Source organism: uncultured Sphingomonas sp., assembly GCF_902806265.1.
Taxonomy (GTDB): domain Bacteria; phylum Pseudomonadota; class Alphaproteobacteria; order Sphingomonadales; family Sphingomonadaceae; genus Sphingomicrobium.
Genome location: NZ_CADCVZ010000029.1, coordinates 23057 through 38084, shown reverse-complemented (window position 1 = coordinate 38084; position 15028 = coordinate 23057). Strand labels below are relative to the sequence as shown.

General features: G+C 68.4%; 17 protein-coding genes and 2 pseudogenes. 9 read left to right on the top strand and 10 right to left on the bottom strand.

The features are described 5' to 3' along the window. On the bottom strand, nucleotides 1-264 hold a 264-nt coding region (locus QZX62_RS06760; protein ID WP_294173151.1), incomplete at its 3' end, for a hypothetical protein. 429 nt (nucleotides 265-693) lie between these two features. Between QZX62_RS06760 and QZX62_RS06755 the strand changes: the two genes are divergently transcribed. Genes QZX62_RS06755 through QZX62_RS06740 form a run of 4 tightly spaced genes read left to right on the top strand, consistent with a single transcriptional unit; the run spans nucleotide 694 to nucleotide 3323 of the window. Beyond that, entirely contained in the window at nucleotides 694-1872 is a 1179-nt protein-coding gene (locus QZX62_RS06755) for an acetyl-CoA C-acetyltransferase (RefSeq protein ID WP_294173149.1), read from the top strand. Nucleotides 1873-1886: 14 nt separating this feature from the next. Next, entirely contained in the window at nucleotides 1887-2237 is a 351-nt protein-coding gene (locus QZX62_RS06750) for a YbaN family protein (protein WP_294173146.1), read from the top strand. A 17-nt stretch (nucleotides 2238-2254) separates the two neighbouring features. Continuing rightward, entirely contained in the window at nucleotides 2255-2704 is a 450-nt protein-coding gene (locus QZX62_RS06745; protein WP_294173144.1) for a copper chaperone PCu(A)C, read from the top strand. Continuing rightward, entirely contained in the window at nucleotides 2682-3323 is a 642-nt protein-coding gene (locus tag QZX62_RS06740; RefSeq protein ID WP_294173143.1) for an SCO family protein, read from the top strand. Before QZX62_RS06745 ends, QZX62_RS06740 begins: the two co-directional genes overlap by 23 nt. A gap of 4 nt (nucleotides 3324-3327) precedes the next feature. Here QZX62_RS06740 and QZX62_RS06735 read toward each other — a convergent pair whose 3' ends face one another. Continuing rightward, nucleotides 3328-4200 carry an alpha/beta hydrolase gene (locus QZX62_RS06735; RefSeq protein WP_294173142.1) on the bottom strand — a complete coding sequence of 291 codons (873 nt, stop codon included), beginning with the start codon at nucleotides 4198-4200 and terminating at the stop codon, nucleotides 3328-3330. Nucleotides 4201-4238: 38 nt separating this feature from the next. On the opposite strand from QZX62_RS06735, the gene QZX62_RS06730 reads away from it, so the two are divergent. Together QZX62_RS06730 and astD are read left to right on the top strand one after the other, a co-directional pair. Next, nucleotides 4239-5621, top strand: a complete 1383-nt coding sequence (locus tag QZX62_RS06730) for a protein adenylyltransferase SelO family protein (RefSeq protein ID WP_294173141.1) — start codon at nucleotides 4239-4241, stop codon at nucleotides 5619-5621. A gap of 80 nt (nucleotides 5622-5701) precedes the next feature. Continuing rightward, nucleotides 5702-7129 carry a succinylglutamate-semialdehyde dehydrogenase gene (gene astD / locus QZX62_RS06725; protein WP_294173139.1) on the top strand — a complete coding sequence of 476 codons (1428 nt, stop codon included), beginning with the start codon at nucleotides 5702-5704 and terminating at the stop codon, nucleotides 7127-7129. 5 nt (nucleotides 7130-7134) lie between these two features. Here the strand turns inward: astD and QZX62_RS06720 are convergent, their stop codons facing one another. Next, the gene (locus QZX62_RS06720) at nucleotides 7135-7887 is read right to left on the bottom strand and encodes a DUF2243 domain-containing protein (protein WP_294173138.1); all 753 of its coding nucleotides are present in this window, start codon (nucleotides 7885-7887) and stop codon (nucleotides 7135-7137) included. Nucleotides 7888-8044: 157 nt separating this feature from the next. Here QZX62_RS06720 and QZX62_RS06715 point away from each other — a divergent pair, with 157 nt between their 5' ends. Continuing rightward, complete coding sequence (locus tag QZX62_RS06715; protein WP_294173137.1) at nucleotides 8045-8623, top strand: hypothetical protein; 579 nt, start codon at nucleotides 8045-8047, stop codon at nucleotides 8621-8623. Between the two features lie 96 nt (nucleotides 8624-8719). Here QZX62_RS06715 and QZX62_RS06710 read toward each other — a convergent pair whose 3' ends face one another. From QZX62_RS06710 to QZX62_RS11850, 6 genes and pseudogenes are all read right to left on the bottom strand, one after another. Beyond that, entirely contained in the window at nucleotides 8720-10234 is a 1515-nt protein-coding gene (locus QZX62_RS06710; RefSeq protein ID WP_294173136.1) for a replicative DNA helicase, read from the bottom strand. Nucleotides 10235-10395: 161 nt separating this feature from the next. After that, nucleotides 10396-10530: a hypothetical protein gene (locus QZX62_RS06705; RefSeq protein WP_294173135.1), complete on the bottom strand. Its 135-nt coding sequence runs from the start codon at nucleotides 10528-10530 to the stop codon at nucleotides 10396-10398. Nucleotides 10531-10812: 282 nt separating this feature from the next. Then, nucleotides 10813-11010 (bottom strand): flagellar hook capping FlgD N-terminal domain-containing protein, encoded by a 198-nt coding sequence (locus QZX62_RS06700; protein ID WP_294173133.1) that lies wholly within the window; start codon nucleotides 11008-11010, stop codon nucleotides 10813-10815. A 64-nt stretch (nucleotides 11011-11074) separates the two neighbouring features. Beyond that, nucleotides 11075-12364 carry a flagellar hook-length control protein FliK gene (locus QZX62_RS06695; RefSeq protein WP_294173131.1) on the bottom strand — a complete coding sequence of 430 codons (1290 nt, stop codon included), beginning with the start codon at nucleotides 12362-12364 and terminating at the stop codon, nucleotides 11075-11077. Between the two features lie 50 nt (nucleotides 12365-12414). Continuing rightward, nucleotides 12415-12955 (bottom strand): annotated as a pseudogene (locus QZX62_RS11855) (FHIPEP family type III secretion protein); the annotation flags it as partial. A gap of 117 nt (nucleotides 12956-13072) precedes the next feature. After that, a pseudogene (locus QZX62_RS11850) lies at nucleotides 13073-13324 on the bottom strand (motility-associated protein); the annotation flags it as partial. A 136-nt stretch (nucleotides 13325-13460) separates the two neighbouring features. Here QZX62_RS11850 and QZX62_RS06680 point away from each other — a divergent pair. Together QZX62_RS06680 and QZX62_RS06675 are read left to right on the top strand one after the other, a co-directional pair. Further along, nucleotides 13461-13820, top strand: coding sequence for a flagellar biosynthesis regulator FlaF (locus QZX62_RS06680; protein WP_294173126.1), 360 nt, complete (start codon nucleotides 13461-13463; stop codon nucleotides 13818-13820). Between the two features lie 108 nt (nucleotides 13821-13928). Further along, nucleotides 13929-14549, top strand: coding sequence for a PilZ domain-containing protein (locus QZX62_RS06675; RefSeq protein ID WP_294173125.1), 621 nt, complete (start codon nucleotides 13929-13931; stop codon nucleotides 14547-14549). A gap of 21 nt (nucleotides 14550-14570) precedes the next feature. Here QZX62_RS06675 and QZX62_RS06670 read toward each other — a convergent pair whose 3' ends face one another. Beyond that, nucleotides 14571-14981, bottom strand: a complete 411-nt coding sequence (locus QZX62_RS06670) for a PilZ domain-containing protein (RefSeq protein WP_294173122.1) — start codon at nucleotides 14979-14981, stop codon at nucleotides 14571-14573. Between the last annotated feature and the right edge of the window lie 47 nt (nucleotides 14982-15028).

Sequence of the window (15028 nt, the reverse complement as noted above, 5' to 3'; positions counted from 1 at the left end):
GCTGTCGCGTCTCAACAAGCGATACAGCAGCACGCCAGTGAACCACCCCCCGACAGCTCCAAGAGTTGGCCAAAGCGGCCCGAACACAAAATTGAGTACGCTTGTGGAGGTAAGGGCGTCTGGGTTCTGGCTTTGACACCACCAAATATAAGCGAACATGGCAACCGGGATGACCGCCAATACCATACAGCCATACTCGGGCTTAGCTAAACCGAAGATGAGGCCGACAACGAAGCCTGCCAATACCCACATTTCAATGGTCATACTTTGTCGAGCATACGGCTGCACTGAAGGTCCGCAATGGGTCGTTTCCGGACATGAGCTACTAAGCTGAACGGGCGTTTGCTTAGGGTCACGGAAAAGGCACTGCGAACGACCGGGATGAGCGCATAGCAAACCCTCGGCACTGAGCGCATCGGGCGTCCGGGCATTCGCCCGATCCCGGCGGTTGTTCTTCCCCTGATTTCTAGCAACGACTTGCCTGCTATGGCGCCGCCGACTCCCTGTTCGGAAGTGCAGGGAACTGCATCCATAAGTCGCTAAAAACCAGTGCTTCTACCAGCCTAGCGCCCACCACCTATGCGCACTGCTGGTGCAATTCGCTGTAAACCTCCATATATCAGCATATCGAGAGGGGAGACTTGTGCACCTTGAACTGGTCCCACCTCCACCTTCACCGGACAGGATGGTGCGATGGCTGAGGCCTACCTCGTAGCGGCGGCGCGGACGGCGGGGGGCAAGCGCGGCGGGGCGCTGAAGGACTGGCACCCGGCCGACCTCGGCGCCGCGGTGCTGGACGCACTGGTCGAGCGGTCGGGCATTGACCCGGCGAGCGTCGAGGACGTGATCGCGGGATGCGTCAGCCAGGTGGGCGAGCAGAGCTTCCACATCGGCCGCAACATGGTGATGGCCTCCAAGCTGCCCGACAGCGTGCCGGCGGTCTCCATCGACCGCCAATGCGGCAGCTCGCAGCAGGCGCTGCACTTCGCGGCGCAGGCGGTGATGAGCGGTACGCAGGACGTGGTGATCGCCGCCGGGGTCGAGCACATGACCCGGGTGCCGATGGGCACGCCCGTGTTCCTGCCGATGCAGGCGGGCATCGGCACCGGGCCCTGGTCGCAGGCGATCAAGGACCGCTACGGCGTTACCGAGTTCAGCCAGTTCATCGGCGCGGAGATGATCGCGCGCAACTACCAGATGAGCCGGGAAGAGCTGGACGGCTTCGCCTTGGAGAGCCACCGCCGCGCCGCCGCCGCGACCGAGCGCGGGGACTTTGCCGACGAGATCGTGCCGCTCGAGGTGGTCGACGCCGAAGGCAGCGAGACGCGTCACACCCGCGACGAGGGCATCCGCTTCGACGCGTCGCCGGAGGGCTTTGCCAGCCTCAAGATGCTTAAGCCCGACGGAGTTGTCACCGCCGGCAACGCCAGCCAGATCTGCGACGGGGCGTCGGGCGTGCTAGTGGTGAGCGAGCGCGCGCTCAAGGACCATGGCCTGACCCCGCTCGCGCGCGTGGACAACCTCACGGTGACCGCGGGCGATCCGGTGATCATGCTGATGGAGCCCATCCCTGCCACCCGCCGGGCGCTGGAGCGCTCGGGCCGACGGATTGGCGACATCGACTTGTACGAGGTTAACGAGGCCTTTGCGCCGGTGCCGCTGGCCTGGCTTCGCGAACTGGGCGGCGATCCCGAGCGGCTCAATGTCAACGGCGGGGCGATCGCGCTCGGCCATCCGCTGGGCGCCAGCGGGACCAAGCTGATGACGACGCTGCTGCATGCGCTGGAGGCGCGGGACAAGCGTTTCGGCCTGCAAACCATGTGCGAGGGCGGCGGCATCGCCAACGTGACGATCGTCGAGTCGCTGCACTGATCGAGCGGTCGCGGGTGAAGCGCGGCATGTTCCTCGGGGCCGGGCTGGTCGGGCTGGTTCTCGGCTTCATCGGGATCGCCCTGCCCCTGCTGCCCACCGTCCCATTCTGGATCCTGGCGGCCTGGTGCTTCACCCGCTCGGACCCGCGGCTCGAAGGCTGGCTGCTGGCGCACCCGCGGGCGGGTCCAAGCATCCGCGCCTGGCGGGACCGCGGGGCGATCAGCCGGCGCGGCAAGCTGGCGGCCTCCGCTGCACTGCTGCTGAGCAGCGCCGCCGGGCTGATCGTGCTGGAGCCGCTCTGGTCGCTCCTGCCCTTGGCTGCGTGCCTGGGCGCCGCCGCCTTTATCTGGACCCGGCCCGACTAGCGCCCTAGATAGCGCCCATGCGCATCTTCCCGCTTCTCGCCGTGCCGCTCCTCGCCAGCACAGCCGCGCCCGCCCAAGGCCCCGCGATGCATGTGAGCGGCTGGGCTCGGGCCACCGTGCCCGGGCAGACCGGCTCGGCCGCCTATCTCACCATCCACAACGGAGAGCGGAGCGGCGACCGGCTGGTCGCGGTGACCACCCCCGCGGCGGCGAAGGCGAGCGTCCACGTGACGACCACCGCCGGTGGCGTGGTGCGGATGCGTTCCGCCGGTGCGGTGCCGGTGGGTGCTGGCCAGATGGTGGAGATGAAGCCGGGCGGGCTGCACGTCATGCTGACGGGCCTTGAGTCACCGCTGCGCGTCGGCGAGCAGCTGCCGCTCACCCTGCGCTTTGCACGCGTCGGGACCGTCCGCTTGGCCGTGCCGATCCGCCTGCAGGCCAGCGATGCCGGACACCACCAGCACTAGCGCTCCGCCCGCCGGCCTGCGGCGGGTGCGGCTGATCGTCTGGGCGCTGGTCGCGGTCGCCGCGCTGGCGCTCGCCTGGCTGCTGCTGCGGCCGGCGTCGCAGGCTGGCCAGCTTCAGTCCGTTTCCACCGGTGTTGCCGTGGGTGGTCCCTTTACCCTGACCGGTGCGGACGGGCGGCCGTTCTCGAGCACGCAGCTGGCGGGCAAGCCCTATGCGGTGTTCTTCGGCTTTACCCACTGCCCCGACGTTTGCCCGACCACCCTCGCGCGGCTGGCCGGCCTGCGCCAGCGGCTCGGCCAAGGCGAGGACGCGTTCCAGATCCTGTTCGTCTCCGTTGACCCGGAGCGCGACACGCCGGAAGCGGTGGGCAAATATGCGCAGCTGTTCAATACGCCGATCATCGGCCTGACCGGGAGCCGTGCGCAGATCGACCAGATGGCCAAGCAGCACGCCATCTACCAGGCCAAGGTGCCGGATGCGGAGGCTCCCGACGGCTATACGATGGACCATGGCGCGACCGTTCTATTGTTCGATCGTGCCGGCAAGTTCGTCGCGACGATCGCGCCGGAGGAAGGCGACCCGGCGGCGTTGGACAAGCTGAAGCGGATCGCCGCCTAGCGGGTCAGCCCTGCGCGGTCCTGACCCGGTCCAGCAAGCGCCGGAGCGCAGCGATCGACTCCGGCTCATCGAAGGACGGCGCATGGCCGACCCCGGGCACTGTCACCAGTTCGGCCGCCTCCCCAAGCTCCCGCACCATGCGGTCGGCGACCTCGGCCGAGAACAGGTCACTGCGCTCGCCGCGGAGGATCGTCACCGGCTTGCCGTCGAGCCCATTCAGCAGCGGCCACAGGTTCGGCTGTGTGCTGTCGTTCGCTTGCCCGAAGGGCTCGGCAATCGCCATGTCGTAGTCGAGCACAATCGAACCATCTTCGTTCTCGCGACACAGCCGGCGCACGTAACGCTCCCACGCGGCGGGCTTCCACGCCGGATAGACATCGCCTTGCGCTGCCTGGAACGCCTGCCCGGCTTCGGTCCAGCCCGCCCAGCGCTGCGGCTTGCCGACATAGCCGCGGATCCGCTCGATGCCCGCGGGGTCGACCTCCGGCCCGATGTCGTTGATCAGCGCTCCCGCGACCCGCTCCTCATCGTCCCCGGCGAGCAGCATGGTGACCAGGCCACCCAGCGAGGTGCCGACGAACACCGCATCGGCGATCCCCAGCTGGTCGAGCAGCTTCAGCACGTCGCGCACGTAGGTCTTCGGCAGGTAGCGGCGCGGGTCGGGATCGGGGCCGCTCAGCCCGCGACCGCGGAAGTCGAGCGCCAGCACCCGCCACTCACCCGCGACTGCTTCGGCCACCGGCTCGAAGTCGCGGGAATTACGGGTGAGGCCGGGCAGGCAGAGCACCGGCGGCTGGTCCGCCGGGCCGGCATATTCGCGATAATGGAGGCGGATGCCGTCGGCGCTGTTGAAATGGCGGTCCTCGAATGGCTTCACGCGCGTTTCCTCGTCTTTCCGCCCCCTATCCGGACGCCATGAAAAAAGAGCAACCCTACCGACCGGACCCGCGCATCCTGGAGCTCGGCCCCGACTTCTACGACCCGGTCGAGCCCGCGCGTTTTCCGCAGGCGATTGAACGCTTTACCAACCGGCGATGGGCCGACGCGATCGGCCTGGTGGAAATCGACTGGGCGGCGCACTTCCAGCGCTTCGAGCCGCTGCCCGACAACCTCCCGCAGCCGCTGGCGCTCCGCTACCACGGGCACCAGTTCCGGTCCTACAATCCGGACATCGGCGATGGGCGCGGTTTCCTGTTCGCGCAGCTGCGTGGGCCGGACGACCGGCTTTTGGACCTCGCAACCAAGGGCTCGGGCCAAACACCCTACAGCCGGTTCGGCGACGGCCGGCTGACGCTCAAGGGCGCGGTGCGCGAAATGCTGGCGACCGAGATACTGGAAGCGCTTGGCGTCAATACCTCCAAGACCTTTGCCGTGTTCGAAACCGGCGAGCAGCTGACCCGCGGCGACGAGCCCTCCCCCACCCGCTCGGCGGTGCTGACCCGGCTGGGGCATGGGCACATCCGCATCGGCACCTTTCAGCGGCTGGCCTTCTTCGAGGACGGCCCTAACCTCGCCAAGCTGACCCGCTATTGCCTCCAGCACCTCTACGACGAGGCGCCGCGCGAGGACGATGGGGAGAACGCCGTGCGCCTGTTCGACCTGGTCGCGAGCGCCACCGCGAGGCTCGCGGCGAGCTACATGGCGGCGGGCTTCGTGCACGGGGTCCTCAATACCGACAACATCGCCATCACCGGCGAGAGCTTCGACTACGGCCCGTGGCGGTTCACGTCCGAATGGGACCCGCAGTTCACCGCGGCCTATTTCGATCATTCGGGACTTTACGCCTTTGGCCGCCAGCCCGAAGCGATCCAGTGGAATCTGGCTCAGTTAGCGGGGTGCCTGACCTACCTCGCGGACGGGTCGGCGCTGGGGCAAGTGCTGGAGCAGTGGCCGGAGCGCTTCCAGCTGGCGCTGGTCGACGCGTTGCTGACGCGGTTGGGCGTGCGGCGCACGGAGCCGGAAGCGGACCGCACTCTCGCTCGCGCGCTCCTGGGGGCATTGGCCAGCCGAGCCGTCGGGATCGACCGGCTGTTCTTCGATTGGCGCGGCGGCCGCGTGCCGGAGGACGAGCCCTACGGCGCCGAGCCGTTCCGGGCGCTGGCCGATGCGCTTGCCGGGCGGGAAGGCGAGCGCACTCATCCCTACTGGGCCGACCCGGAACCCTGCTCCATGCACATCGAGGAGGTGGAAGCGATCTGGGCGCCGATCGCCGAAACGGACGATTGGTCCCGCTTCGAGACAAAGGTCGCCGCCATCCGGCGCATGGGCGAAGCGCACCAAGGTTTCGGCAGCGCCTAGCGTCGTTGGAAGTGCGCGGAGGGGAGGCGATGCGGCCGCCAGCTTGACGCACTTCGCCCGCCATGCTCGGAAGCGCGCCAATGTCTGATATTCTCGTTTCCACCGAACCGGCCACCGGTGCGGAACTCTGGTCCGGCCCGATCGGCGATGCCGCTGCCGAAGTCGCCACCGCCCGCACCGCCTGGCCCGCCTGGGCCGCCCAATCGGTCGCCTATCGCAGCGAGGCGCTGCGCCGCTTCGCCAACGTCGTGCGCACCCGTGAAGCGGAGATGGCGGACCTGATTGCGCGCGAGACCGGCAAGCCGCTGTGGGAAGCGAAGACCGAGGTCGGCGCGGTGGTCGGCAAGGTCGACATCTCGATCAACGCCTACTCGGAACGCACCCCCACCCGGCGCATGGAAGCGGCGCTCGGCAACAAGATCGCGGTTCGGCACAAGCCGCACGGCGTGCTGGCGGTGCTCGGCCCGTACAACTTCCCCGCGCACCTGCCCAACGGGCACATCGTCCCCGCCCTGCTCGCCGGCAACGCGGTGGTCTTCAAGCCGTCGGAGAAGACACCTGCCACCGGCGCGCTGCTGGTCGACTGCTTCCACGAATCCGGCATTCCCGCGGAGGTGGTTCGCCTGCTGATCGGCGGCCCGGACCAGGGCCGAGCGCTGGCTTCGCAGGACGGGATCGACGGCTTGCTGTTCACCGGCTCGGCGCGGGCCGGCATGGCGCTGCACCGCCAATTCGCCGAGATCCCGCACAAGATTCTCGCGCTCGAGCTGGGCGGCAACAATCCGCTGGTCGTGTGGAACGCCAAGGATGTGCAGTCGGCCGCGGTGATCGCGGTGCAATCCGCCTACCTGTCCGCGGGCCAGCGCTGCACGGCCGCGCGGCGCTTGATCGTGGGCGAGCGCGAGGCCGACGCGCTGGTTCGAGCCATCCTGAAGCTGCTCGACCGGATCATCGTCGACCATCCGCACGCAACGCCCCAGCCCTTCATGGGCCCGGTCATCGACAACGCCGCCGCCGATCACCTGCAGGAGCAGTTCCTCAATTTGATGATCAAGGGCGGCCGGGTGCTCCGCCGGTTGGACCGGCCGCGCGAAGACCAGCCGTTCCTGACGCCGGCGCTGATCGACGTCACCGGCATCGACGACCTGCCCGACGAGGAGCTGTTCGGCCCCGTCCTGCAGCTAATCCGAGTGCCCGACTTCGACGCGGCGATCGACCAGGCCAACCGCACTCGCTACGGCCTCGCCGCCAGCCTGGTCGGCGGCTCGCCGGAGCTATACGACACTTTCTGGGCCAACGTCCGAGCGGGCGTGATCAACTGGAACAAGCCCACCAACGGCGCGCCCAGCAACGCCCCGTTCGGCGGGGTCGGCCTGTCGGGGAACCACCGGCCGAGCGCCTACTACGCGGCCGACTATTGCGCCTACCCCGTCACCAGCAGCGAGGCCGAGATCGCGCGGGCAAGCATCAACGAGGGCTTGCGCGACCCCAACATGCTCGAGGATTAGCCGGGTCAGGTCCGGAGCGCGGCGACGCAGCCGGCGACCGCGGGCGAACGGGTCACCAGGGTCGCGCCCGTCCGGTAGAGTTCGGCAGCCGAGCCCGCGCCTCCCGTCCGTACCGCCATCATTCTGCCGTCCGCGCTCATCCACACGACCGGCGAGTTCGCCGCCAGCGCCGCTTCGAAGGCTCGGACCGGAGTGCCGCCCGAAGCGAACAGCACTATCGCCGTGCGGCTGTTCGGCGGCGGCAGGCTCGCGAGGGGTGCAGCGAGCAGCGCGAGCAGCGCCAGGGTGACCGCCGAACCTCCGGCGCCCACTCCGTCGCTCGTGCCTTCCTTGCGGAGCAGCAGCCAGCCGATCGCCAGCGGCACGCCGCCAAGGATCGCCAGCCAGGCCAGGTCGTAGGTCATGGGGTCGGGCACATCCACGCGGATGCGGTGGATGCCAAGCGTCCAGTGGAAGAAGCCGACATCGATCACATTCCAGAGGCCGAAGCCGACCAGCGCACCGCCGATCACGGTGCGCCAGCCCACCCCCTCCGCGAAGTGCCGCCGCACGCGCCACAGGAGGTACAGCCCGGTAGCCGTGACCAGGTACATCAGCACGTGGAACAGGCCGTCGGCGAGGATCTGCGCTTCGATGCTGCGGAAGGTCTCGCCGGGCACCAGGCTCAGAAGGTGGTGCCATTGCAGCACCTGGTGCAGCAGGATGCCATCGAAGAAGCCGCTCAGGCCGATCCCGAGGACGGCGGCCGCAGTGATCACTTCGCGTCTTGTCGGGGACCTGTCCACTGCGCCGTGTCTCCTCTTCAAGCGCCGCAGCCAGAAACGTACCGCTGCGACGCCGGTTGCTCGCAGCGTCAGGAACAACCGCCGCCGTCCTGCGCTTACAGGCATCACCAACCAACAGAGGAGCCAAGCCATGCAAGGTAGAGTCGCATCCGCAGTATTCGACAACTACAACGAGGCCGAACGCGCGATCGGCGACCTCCGCTCGGCCGGAGTCCGCGACAGCGCGATCTCCGTCATCGGCCGCCACGAAGGCACCACGACCGAGACCACCGGCAGCGGCGAGAAGGTCAGCAACAGCGACGAGCCCGCCAGCTTCCTGTCGAAGGCTGCGGCAGGCTCGGGTATCGGCGCGCTGCTGGGCGTCGCCGCACTCGCCATTCCGGGCGTGGGTCCGCTGGTCGCCGCCGGAGCAATCGCCGAAGCGGCAGTCGGTGGCGCAGCGCTGACCGGCACGGCGATCGGTGCCGCGGCCGGTGGCCTCAGCGACCTCTTCAGCAAGCACGGCGTCAGCGACGAAGACAGCCGCTACTATGGCGACCGGGTCAACAACGGCGGCATCTTCGTCTCGGTCGATACCAGCGACGGCGGGATCTCGCAGGATCAGGTCCAGGATATCCTGTTCCGCGCCGGCGGCCATAACTCCAGCCGTTCGCGGGACGGTTCATCGGGTTCGCCGACGACCTCGACTTCGACGACCTCGACCTACTGAGGCAACCGGTAGCCCTGCCTGGGGCACCGCAAGCAAAGCGGGCTGGTCCGGTTGCAGAAACCGAGGCCAGCCCGCCTCTTCCCCTCCCGGAAAAGGTTAGCCGCGCATCTCGGGCAGGTAGGCTTCGTCGGCGGCGTCGCTGAACTTGGTGATGCGCGCGTCGAAGCGGAGGCGGACCTTGCCGGTGGCACCGTGGCGTTGCTTGGCGACGATCAGCTCGGCCAGTCCGTACACCCGCTCGATATCGCGCATCCATTGTTCGTGCGCTTCGAAGATTTTGGCATCGTCGCCCTCGATCGGCCGCTTGGGCTCCTTGGCATTGATGTAATAATCCTCGCGGTAGACGAACCAGACCATGTCGGCGTCCTGCTCGATCGAGCCGGATTCCCGCAGGTCCGATAGCTGCGGGCGTTTGTCCTCACGCTGCTCGACCGCGCGGCTGAGCTGTGACAGCGCAAGCACCGGCACGTTCAATTCCTTGGCGAGCTGCTTAAGGCCGCGGCTGATCTCGGAAATCTCCTGCACCCGGTTGTCGCCGGAGTTCTTGCCCGTCCCCTGCAGCAGCTGGAGATAATCGATGACGACAAAGCCGATGCCCTTCTGCCGCTTCAGCCGCCGCGCCCGTGCCCGCAGCGCCGCGATGGTCAGGCCGGGCGTGTCGTCGATGTATAGCGGCAGCGCCTGCAGCTCGGCCGCGGCCCGGGCCAGGTTGCGAAACTCGGCCTGGCTGATCTTGCCCATGCGCAGGTTCTCGGCGCTGATCCCCGACTGCTCGGCCAGAACGCGGGTGGCCAGCTGGTCGGCCGACATCTCCAGGCTGAAGAAGGCGACCGCCGCCCCGGCGGACTTGCCCGGCTCGATCCCGTCTTCCTGGTCTTGGAGGAAGCGCCGCGCCGCAGAGTAGGCGATGTTGGTGGCAAGTGAGGTCTTGCCCATGCCCGGCCGGCCCGCCAGGATCATCAGGTCGGACGGGTGCATGCCGCCGATCTTGCTGTTCACGCTGTCGAGCCCAGTGGTGATGCCGCTGAGATGGCCACCGCTGTTGAGCGCCTTTTCCGCCGTTTCCAGCGCCAGCTTGGTGGCATCGGCGAACGCCTTGACCTTGCCCTCGCCCCCGCCTTGCTCGGCGACCTTGTAGAGTTCGGTCTCCGCCCGCTCGATCTGCTCCAGCGGGAGCACGTCCTCCGAGGTGTCGAGCGCGCCCTCCACCATGTCGCGCCCGACCGCCACCAGGCTGCGCAGCAGCGCGAGGTCATAGATCTGCTGGGCAAAATCCCTTGCGCCGATGATCGCCACGCCCGAGCCGGTCAGCTGCGCCAGGTAGGAGGCGCCGCCGACCTCCTTCATCGCCTCGTCGCCTTCGAACAAGGGGCGCAGCGTGACCGGGTTCGCGACCATGTTGCGGTCGGTCATGCGCAGGATGGCGTCGTAGATGCGGCCGTGCAGCGGCTCGAAGAAATGGTCGGAGCGGAGCTTCAGCTGCACGTCCTCGACCAGCCGGTTGTCGAGCATCAGCGCGCCGAGCAGCGCGGCCTCCGCCTCAATGTTGCTGGGCAGCGAGGGCGCTTCGGGCACGTCCGCTGCGCCTGGATGTCGGAGGATATCGGCCATGAGCGAGCTTTACGCGCAAGGGCCCAAGCGAACCAGATGCCGCAAACGGAGCATCTGTGGAAAAGATTGTGGGGGAAGCCGGGGGCGGTCCCTGCGAACGGCCCCATTCTACCGGCGGCGCCCGTCCACAGGAAAGATGCCGTTCGGCCCAGCCGTGCTCCTCAAGCGGCAGGCGGCGCAGCGACGCGGACGAGATCGCTGAGCGGCAACGATGCCCCGCCCAGCTTCAGCCACAGCTCGCCGCCGCTTTGCACCACTTCGCGCACGGTGCCGACCGAGCGGATCGTCACGGGCACGCCGTTGCCGGCGGAGTCGGAGGCGCTGAGCTTCAGCTGATAGGCTCCGTCCGGCGCCTGCCCTCCTCCGGCAAGCTGGCCGTCCCAGCTGTAGCGCCCAACTGGTGGCCGCCCGATCGAGCGTCACCGTCGCCACGCTGCGCCCCGCCGAATCGACCACCTCGCCGGTGAGCGTCGCAGCGTTGCGCGGGAGCGACCAACTCCAGCTTGCGGGTTCGTGGCCAAGCCCCGCGATCACGCTATCGAACTCTGCCTCCCGTCCGATCAGCGCCGCGGCCTCGGTCATGTCGTTGGCCGACATGCGGCCCAGCAGATCGCGTAGCAGGCCGGTCTGCTGATCGACTGCTCGACCTGTGAATATTGCACCAGCTGCTGGGTATATTGCGACGTGTCCATGGGACTGAGCGGGTCCTGGTTCTGCATCTGGGTGGTCAGCAGCTTCAGGAACATGGTGAAGTCGCCGCCGGCCGCGCCGAACATGCCGGCGGGCGCGGCGGCTGGGGCTGTTGCGGCCGCGGTAGATACAATGCTCCTGCCTTGGTCCTCATGCCATCAAATTGACGCGGCCGGCTCCGCGTAGCGGCCGGTAGCGGATGGGTTCGTCGTCATTCTCCCCGGGTTGCGCCCGGGTATCGCCCTGCCCCTGCCGCCAGGGCCGCGGCAGGTCGCCGCCGCCGCCCGACTGGTGGCCGCGGTCGAAGCGGAAGCTCTGCGCGTCCGTCCGTACGCCAGCGTCGGCCAGCGCGCGGCCGAGTTCCCCGGCATCGCGGCGGATGGCGTCGAGCACCTGCGGACTGTCCGCCCCGACCACCGCGCGCAGGCTGCCGCCCTCGTCGAAGGACAGGCGGACGTGAATTCGGCCAAGCTCCGCCGGGTCCATGCGGATCTGCACCTCGCCTGCGCCCTCCCCCGCCTGGCGGGTGACGAGGATGCCCAGCCGCTCGCCGAAATCACGATCGAAGCTGAGCCGCGGCGTGCCCAGCGACGCCGTCGGCTGAGGCTCCGCGGCCGGCGTCGCCTGCGCCGACGGTGCCGCCGGGTGGAGCGCGGGCGGAGCTGTGACGGGAGCGGCCGGCGCTGCGGCAGGGTCGGTGGCTGCCGGCATGGCGCGAGCGGCCGGTTTCAAGGACGGGTCGCCGCCACCCTGCTCGGGAACGGTAGCGATCAGCGTCAAGCGCGCCGGTGCTTCGGCAACCGCGTCGGCGGGGCGCCGATCGCTTGAAGCAGGTTCCTGCCGGCCACGCCCTTGCCCGGCGACCTCAGCGCTCATGGCATGGGCTTGCGGTGGACCGTTCGGTGCTGCGATCGCCGCTCCGTCTCCACGGTCGGCAGCTTCATGCCCGTCTTCGACAATGGTCTCCACCGGCAGCTCCCCTGTGGGCACCTCGGCCTTCGGCTCACCCAAACTTGCGGGCGACATAAGCGGGAGAGCCGACAGCACTTCCCGGAATATAGGTGCGGCAAGCGCATCCGGCTCCTCGCGGGCCTCATCGATTGCGGCTGCCTCCGCCGGGCGTTCGGGTGACATCTCGCCCGGCACCGACGCAATCGCCGTCAGCGTCGCCGCCTGCGGGTTGGTTGCCGACGGGGACGGCGGCGCAGGCGCCGCTTCCGACCCAGGCATTGTGACCGCAAGCTCAGGGAGCGGACCGACGGGCACGGACGCCAGCATTACCGGGGAGACCGGAACAGGCTGCCCGCCGCTGGCCGACGGTGACAAGGCAGGCTGGAGCAAGCCGGCGAACTCACCGGTGGCTGAAGCCGCCGCGCGCATGGCGGCCGTACCCGCGGCCGGCACCATCGCGGCGCTCACCAGCTCTGACGCTATCTCCATCCCCACCATTATAGCGCGCCCGTTCAACCGATCGTGCCGAGCGAGCGGATTCATGCGCGGGTTTGGATCTCGCTTTGCGACAGCACGGTGGTCGCCGGCCGCACCCTCTCGATGATCGAGCGGACGAACGGGCGCATCGACGGGCTGACCAGGATGCACGGGATCTCGCCGCCCTGTGCCAGCCGGTCGAACGTTTCCTCACCGCCGCGATGAAGCCCTGCAGCGCGGACGGCGCCATCGCCAGGTGCCGCTCGTCGCCCTGGCCGGCGATGCTCTCGGCGAACGCGCCGTCCCATTCGGCCGACAGAGTCACCACCGGGATCGCGCCGTCGTGGGCGTGGCGGCGGAGATCTGCCGGGCGAGGCGGGCGCGGACATGCTCGGTGACTTGCTGGAGGTTCGCGGTGAGCGGCACCGCCTCGGCAAGCCCCTCGAGGATGGTCGGCACGTCGCGGATCGACACGCCTTCGCCCAGCAGGTTCTGGAGGATGCGCTGCATGCCCGACACGGTGATCTTGGCGGGCACTAGGTCTGCAACTAGCCGCTCCGCGTCCTTGTGCACCTCGTTCAGCAGCTTTTGCGCCTCCGTGTAGTCGCAGATGAACTCCACCAGGTGGTGGTCCGCGAGGATGTCGGGGTAGCGGGAGAAAATCGGGCTCTCCGGTGGCGCATCGAGATGCCGCTCGATCCCGGTCGCGCCGTCCTTCTTGAAGGTGCTGAGCAGCGCGAGCAGCAGGGTCAGCAGCTCGCGGTACATGGCGCTTGTCCAGCGCGCTCCCTTGCCGGCGAGCTTGGCGGTCCGCATGGAGTTGGCGACCAGGAACGCGCCGAGCGACGCCCCGCCGAGCGCCACCATCTCGTGCGGCAGGGCATGAAGGATCACCGCCATCTTGCCGCCGGCAACGATGAAGCTGCCGAACACGCAGGCCAGGATGACCAGACATCCGATTCCGTTGATCACGCCTGCGCCCCGCCTCTGCTCCCTGTCCTTATAGAGGCCGGGGCAAGCGGACCGGTCGTCCGGGGCCGGAAAACGGAACCAGTCCCGGCGCTAGCAGACCGCCGTCGTCTACAATGGGGAAGCAGGGAGGAAGAACATGTCGCTTGCAGCCTATCAGCGCGTCCGCACGCTGGCCGAAACGCCGCGCGCCACCGAACATCGGCTGATCAGCGAAGTCACCCGGGCGATCGAGGAGGCCTGGACCGGCGGGCTGCGCGGCGCCGCGCTGATGCCCCCGCTGCATCGCAACCGCGAGATGCGGAGCACCTTCGCCGCGAGCTGCGGAGCGGTCGGCAACGCGCTCCCGCCCGAGCTTCGCGCTGGCCTCATCTCCTTGTCCTTGTGGGTCGACCGGCACACCAGCGCGGTGATGGCGGGCACGGAGCCGGTCGAGCCGCTGCTGGAAGTGAACCGCCTGCTGCTCGACGGCCTGTCGCCCCGGCGGCTGGCCGCGTGACGGGAGCAGCACCCCGGCCCGGCTCCCTTCACCAACCGGTAACAAACGTCGTGCCATCATGGCCGTGAGCAATGCGGAACTCGGCCGTCAGCTTGCGGGGAGTGGCGGGTGAACAGGGCACCGGTCCAGACGACGTTGTATTCGCTTAGCGAACGCCCGCCGCAGCCAAGCGACCGGCGCAGCGGCGAGCGGCACCTCACGCTTCTCCGCGTGGGCGTGGTAGTGATCGCAAGCCACCGCGAGCTGTGCCTCATCAAGAACATGTCGTCGGGCGGCATGATGCTGCAGCTCTACTGCGAAGCCGAACCGGAGCAGCCGATCGAAGTGGAGCTGAAGACCGGCGTGTCGGTCGCTGGCCGGGTCAGCTGGACTCGCGATGGCCAGGCTGGCGTGACCTTCGCCGCACCCATCGACCTGGTCGACATTCTGGCGCACGATGGCCGCGGTCCGCGTCCCCGGACGCCCCGGGTCGAAACGGATGCGCTGATCTACGTCCGCCATGGCGCCTCCACCTTTCGCCTGCGAGCGGCGGATATCTCGCAAGGCGGAGTCAAAGTCGAACTCGCCGCCGAGCTGCCGGTCAATGCTGAGGTGGTGGTCACCCTGCCCGGCCTACCGCCGCAACCGGGGGCCGTCTGCTGGAACCACGGCGGCTTCGCCGGACTGTCGTTCAATCAACCGTTGCCGTTGGCGACGCTGGTAGGATGGTTGCGGCAGCAGCGGGGCTGAAGCTGCGCTCCCCAATCGGTTCTACTTGACGGCGGGATCCTGACCCGACCGCCACATCCATTCGGCCGCGCTGAGGCGTTCGGCTTCGGTCATCTGACCGGAGATGCCCGGCCGCTTGAATTCCGGCAACACACGGGCGCGCGGTGTCGGAATGTGGCGCAGCACGATTTCAGGCGTTAGCGGTTCGTCGAAGGACAGGCCGGCACGCTGTTCGCGCACCCACACCACCTTGGCGGCGACGCACAGGTCCTGGCGCCGGAACACGACGGACGATCCCTCGACGGGCAAGCCGTCGCCTTCGACCAGCGCGCCCTCGGCCGACAGGTTGCGCATCCTGACCGCCACGGACCCGCCCGAAAGCTCCAGTGAAGCCGCCAGCAGTACCTGGCTACGCCTTTGGCGGCGATTCTGACTCGCGCTGCTCAAGTCCATGCCCAAGCCAGTAGACCGAGAGGGTAAAACTTCGTTTAACGAGAGCC